2 protein-coding genes, 7 tRNA genes and 1 rRNA gene are annotated in these 5,034 nt (G+C 42.6%); 7 read left to right on the forward strand and 3 right to left on the reverse strand.

Annotated elements, in window-relative coordinates; all coding sequences use genetic code 11:
* The first annotated feature begins 28 nt into the window (after positions 1-28).
* From F0251_RS24065 to F0251_RS24095, 7 genes are all read left to right on the forward strand, one after another.
* Positions 29-104 (forward strand) — tRNA-Asn (locus F0251_RS24065).
* A 545-nt stretch (positions 105-649) separates the two neighbouring features.
* Positions 650-2,275: a methyl-accepting chemotaxis protein gene (locus F0251_RS24070; protein WP_102426098.1), complete on the forward strand. Its 1,626-nt coding sequence runs from the start codon at positions 650-652 to the stop codon at positions 2,273-2,275.
* Between the two features lie 235 nt (positions 2,276-2,510).
* Positions 2,511-2,586, forward strand: a tRNA-Phe gene (locus tag F0251_RS24075).
* Between the two features lie 56 nt (positions 2,587-2,642).
* Positions 2,643-2,718, forward strand: a tRNA-Thr gene (locus tag F0251_RS24080).
* Positions 2,719-2,742: 24 nt separating this feature from the next.
* Positions 2,743-2,818, forward strand: a tRNA-Asn gene (locus tag F0251_RS24085).
* A 10-nt stretch (positions 2,819-2,828) separates the two neighbouring features.
* Positions 2,829-2,904, forward strand: a tRNA-Thr gene (locus F0251_RS24090).
* 36 nt (positions 2,905-2,940) lie between these two features.
* Positions 2,941-3,016 (forward strand) — tRNA-Asn (locus tag F0251_RS24095).
* A gap of 237 nt (positions 3,017-3,253) precedes the next feature.
* On the opposite strand, the gene F0251_RS24100 is transcribed toward F0251_RS24095, so the two are convergent.
* From F0251_RS24100 to rrf, 3 genes are all read right to left on the reverse strand, one after another.
* A complete protein-coding gene (locus F0251_RS24100; RefSeq protein ID WP_008224619.1) occupies positions 3,254-3,649 on the reverse strand; it encodes a DUF2391 family protein in 396 nt (131 codons plus the stop codon).
* Positions 3,650-4,817: 1,168 nt separating this feature from the next.
* Positions 4,818-4,894 (reverse strand) — tRNA-Asp (locus tag F0251_RS24105).
* Positions 4,895-4,924: 30 nt separating this feature from the next.
* A 5S ribosomal RNA gene (gene rrf / locus F0251_RS24110) occupies positions 4,925-5,034 on the reverse strand; the annotation flags it as partial.

Genomic DNA, 5,034 nt, shown 5'->3' on the forward strand with positions numbered 1-5,034 from the left:
TTAACTTAAATAAGTTAACGCAAGTAATTCCCCCTTAGTTCAGTTGGTAGAACGGCGGACTGTTAATCCGTATGTCGCAGGTTCGAGTCCCGCAGGGGGAGCCACATTCAAGAAGCCAAGTCGAAAGACTTGGCTTTTTTCGTTTTAAGCTGCGACTTATTTGTACCAAATAAATGTCTCAGCCGAAACGTCGGACCGTACTAGCCGCCCACGTTGAGTCCCAACAGGGGAGTCATTTTAGAGAAAGCCTCATCACACGATGAGGCTTTTTCGTATCTAACGCTCCTGCTTTGTGCCAAAGCAATGTCTCAGAAAAATCGTCCCCCTTCTCCGGTCACGTCGAATTCCAATACTGAAAAGCTCTTTCAATTTAGGCACGCATTAAATACTGAAACTGGAAAACTACCCTCTTCCGTCGTATACCTCTGCTCAACGACAATCTCTGACTAATGCCGCTCCCTTACAGCCATTCGCAAGACACACTCAAATACACAAAAGGTAACAAACTAGCGTTCTATTACTTTTTTTTCTTCGTAAATTTAATCTTCATCATGTTTTGATATCTTTCTAATATCTGCCCTACACGACTTAGATTAAGATTCGATGAAACATACCTAATATTTATTATTTAATTGCTGCGCGGGGAAATATGAAACTAAAAACGCAAGCTTACTTACTATCGGGCATCATTTTAGTCGCCCTACTAGCGTTGACCGCTACAGGTTTATGGACCTTAAGAGTCGCTAGCAACATGGACAACAAAGCTCGCGTAACTGAGCTATTTAAGAGTGCATACAGCATTCTTACTGAAGTTGAAAAGATGGCCATTGACGGCACGTTAGAAGAACAACAAGCAAAACAGTTGGCGACACGTCTGCTGCGTAACAATATTTATAAAGACAATGAATATGTATACGTTGCCGATGAGAATATGACGTTTGTCGCTACTCCGTTAGATCCTCAGTTACACGGAACTAGCTTTAATGACTTTAAAGATGGAGACGGTAATAGTGTTGGTCAATTAATCCAAAGAGTACTTGGTAACCGAACAGGTCAGATCGTTGAATACACCTGGACCCAAAAACAGCCAGATGGCACGATTGAAGAAAAACTATCTATTGCAGAGAAAACACCGCATTGGGGTTGGGTTGTAGGAACAGGTATAGGCTTCAATGAAGTTAACGCTCGTTTCTGGTCAACTGCTCAATGGCAGCTATTCCTATGTGTTGTTATTGCAGGTCTTATTCTTTCTAGCTTAATCGTGTCTATTAAACGAATGCTGGCACTACTTGGTGGCGAGCCTAAAGACGTGAGAGAAGCCGTACAAGCTGTAGCAGAAGGACGTATTCAGACTTCTTTCGAAACTAAAGCTGTCGATGGCAGTATCTATCATGCAGTACAACAAATGAGTAAATCGCTGGCTGAACTGGTATCTAACCTTAATGCTTCGATGTTGGCATTACGAGGCGAGCTGCAACGAGTCGAAGACCGCGCTGGTTCTATTGCTCAACTCACTGAGACACAACAGCAATCCACTGAAATGATCGCAACTGCGATGACAGAGATGGCATCTTCAGCTAATAACGTTGCTGATTCTGCGGGAGACACAGCGCGCAACACTGATGAAGCAGACAAACAGAGCCAGCATACTCAGCGCCTGATTCATAACACAGTAGACAATATCCAAGGCCTCGCAGGACAACTAGGAACAGCAAGCGAAGCTGTCGCTAACCTAGATAACGATGTAAACAACATTGTGAAAGTATTGGATGTGATTGGCGATATTGCAGAACAGACAAACCTATTGGCACTAAATGCAGCAATTGAGGCTGCTCGTGCAGGCGAGCAAGGTCGCGGATTTGCAGTGGTTGCTGATGAGGTGCGTAATCTTGCAGGCCGAACGCAATCAAGCACTAAAGAGATCCAGTTAATGATCAATAACCTTCAGGACGGCTCTCGCAACGCTATCCAAACCATGGAAGTGTGTGCAGCGACCAGCCAGAGCACAGTAACCGAGTCTCAAAATGCCTCAGAAGCGCTACAACAGATTGTTATTGCTCTTGAGTCAATCTCTTCAATGAGCCATCAAATCGCGACAGCAGCAGCTGAGCAAACTCAAGTGAGTGATGATATCTCGAAGCGCATCAACATGATTGAGGAAAGTGGTAATCAACTAAGCAATGTAGTGACCGAAAGTCATAACAGCACCCAAACCTTAGCCTCTCTATCTAATGAACTAGAAGCTTGGGTAAATAGGTTTGAAGTAAAACACTAAAGTTTCGGGAAGATTTTTAAATATAAAAGCACGTTTTCATACGTGCTTTTTTTATTTCGGCACTCATTCCGTCTAGTTAAACGTAGTTTCTCAATCTTTTAGGGCATGCTAGACCTAGGTTTTTCATCGCAAATGAACAAAAACAACCCACTAAGTATAGAAAAACATCAAACAATACTTTTTTTGCAATTTAATGTTGACCCAGAACGCGAAAACACGTTTAATACACCTCGTCGCCCGGATAGCTCAGTCGGTAGAGCAGAGGATTGAAAATCCTCGTGTCGGTGGTTCGATTCCGCCTCCGGGCACCACAATTTATTTGTTGGTGTCTTAGACAACAACAGTAAAGCACAAAGAAATATCATGTGCCGACTTAGCTCAGTAGGTAGAGCAACTGACTTGTAATCAGTAGGTCACCAGTTCGATTCCGGTAGTCGGCACCATTTCTTTAAAGCTTTAAGAATAATTCCCCCTTAGTTCAGTTGGTAGAACGGCGGACTGTTAATCCGTATGTCGCAGGTTCGAGTCCCGCAGGGGGAGCCACATTTAGTGTGCCGACTTAGCTCAGTAGGTAGAGCAACTGACTTGTAATCAGTAGGTCACCAGTTCGATTCCGGTAGTCGGCACCATTTATATTATTGAGAAGTTTACTCTTCTTAAATAATTCCCCCTTAGTTCAGTTGGTAGAACGGCGGACTGTTAATCCGTATGTCGCAGGTTCGAGTCCCGCAGGGGGAGCCAATAAAGAAGAAGCCGCATCATTGATGCGGCTTTTTTGCACCTGAAGATCACGCATCTCTTTCCTACCTTCTTTAAACATCCTTGCCTTTTATCACATCGAAAATTACTCCGGCGATAACGACGACCATAAATCGAAGATCTGTATAGTGTGGTGATTTAGAGCTCCCTACTTCAAACATCGTCCTAAACGATCTCAGTTATGACTGTAAAGCACCATGAGATCCTGAACTACCATAGTTACTCCTTATCAAAACTATCCACCACAATAGCTCCCATAGAGGCTGGCATAGAAATAACAATCACCCTCTTGATTGACACAACAGGGTCAGACAATAAAGGGAGTTTATCTAAACAAGTCAATACTAATGCCACAACCATGGCCGTCATGACATAAGCGATAACGATTCTAAAAATGAATACGGGGACTCGAGCAACAACATCCTTTTGAAAGACACTCTCATAAGTATAAAAACCAAGAAAGACTGCGGATAACATAAATAGCAGCAATAAATTTTCAGTAGGTAACGTCTCTCCTAGCCTCCAGGCTTCTTCAGAAAAAGAGATAGGCACCGCCAGAGCAAAAGATCCGACAAAGATCTGGCTTGCATCTTCAAAATTAAAACTTAGTTTCATTACATCACCTATTGAGGCTTTCTCAACGATCTTGCAGATCTAGCATCCATTGCTCTTAACCATTGAGTTGGTAGTATCACCGTTAGATTCAAATTAAACTCTAGTGCTTCATATTAACCACCTTCAGCGAGCTAAGATTTGAACTTGAAAGCAACATATCAAAAATTGCTGTATTTCAAAGAAATAGTAGATTTAACGCTTTGACATTATTGTAGAGCTTTTTGCAAGCTTCAAAACTTGACGCTTGAGGGCATTAGTTTCAACGGTATTACTAGCATTGTTACTCAACCCTAAACTGAAAAAGATCATCTTCTACTGTACTTCTAATAAAACAATATAGTGAAGTCACTCGCGAGGAAATAAAGAGGGTTATTGAAAAGAGAGGTAAAGAGAATACTGACTGACGTTGCTTCATTTACAGAAGTCTTAATCGGAGGGTTTTACAACAACTCTAATAATTCAGGTTCCCCAAACCTTATAAAGGCTAGAGCAATCATGATGGATAACCTAAGACCTTAAGAACACAAAAAAAAGAAGGCGTGATTTGTTGAACGTATTCATAAGTAGACCTTACCAGAGCTAGTGCCTCGTCAGTAACTATATAAAGAGCTAACAGCCGTAATTACTAGAACCATAGAATATGCCCGATTAGTAACTCATCGACCCATGAGCAGTTACCAAGACACAAGGAAATAGCTCTCTATTGCGCTAGTGAAGACATAGGCCTCCATCCGTATAATTGAGCCAATTACAAAGGCTAAACGCCACTAGGTTAACTAAGCGTCGAAACATCATATATCTAAAGATATTTAAAGATATTTACCTGCCGACAAAATGAGAGGCAAAAAAGAGCCGGTATATAAACGGGTTGTGCGAACCACATTTACTGGTGACGAAATCAATACAAACCCAATACTCTATAAAGATAATAAGCTCAGGGCAAAGATATCCGTAACTCATCACTCCTAAGGGACCCAGAGCCTCTAGCAGCCTATTTATACGTCTAGTTAAGCCACAAGCTTCGTAACTTTAACTAACTTATCTAAAGCCACGAGTTACACCCGCTCTTGCGAGCTAACCAGAACTCGTAGATCACGGGCTCAAAGAGAGGAACACAATGATTCAAACGTGAAAAAGCCCAAGCAGTTATGCTTGGGCTTAGTATAAGTGGCGGAGTGGACGGGACTCGAACCCGCGACCCCCGGCGTGACAGGCCGGTATTCTAACCAACTGAACTACCACTCCGCAGTGTCTATTCAGCTTAAAGCAATTTGAGCCTGACGATGTCCTACTCTCACATGGGGAAGCCCCACACTACCATCGGCGCTATTGTGTTTCACTTCTGAGTTCGGCATGGAATCAGGTGGGTCCACAATGCTATGGTC

Origin of the sequence: Vibrio sp. 070316B, from assembly GCF_013114115.1 — a bacterium.
GTDB classification, from domain to species: Bacteria; Pseudomonadota; Gammaproteobacteria; order Enterobacterales; family Vibrionaceae; genus Vibrio; species Vibrio chagasii_B.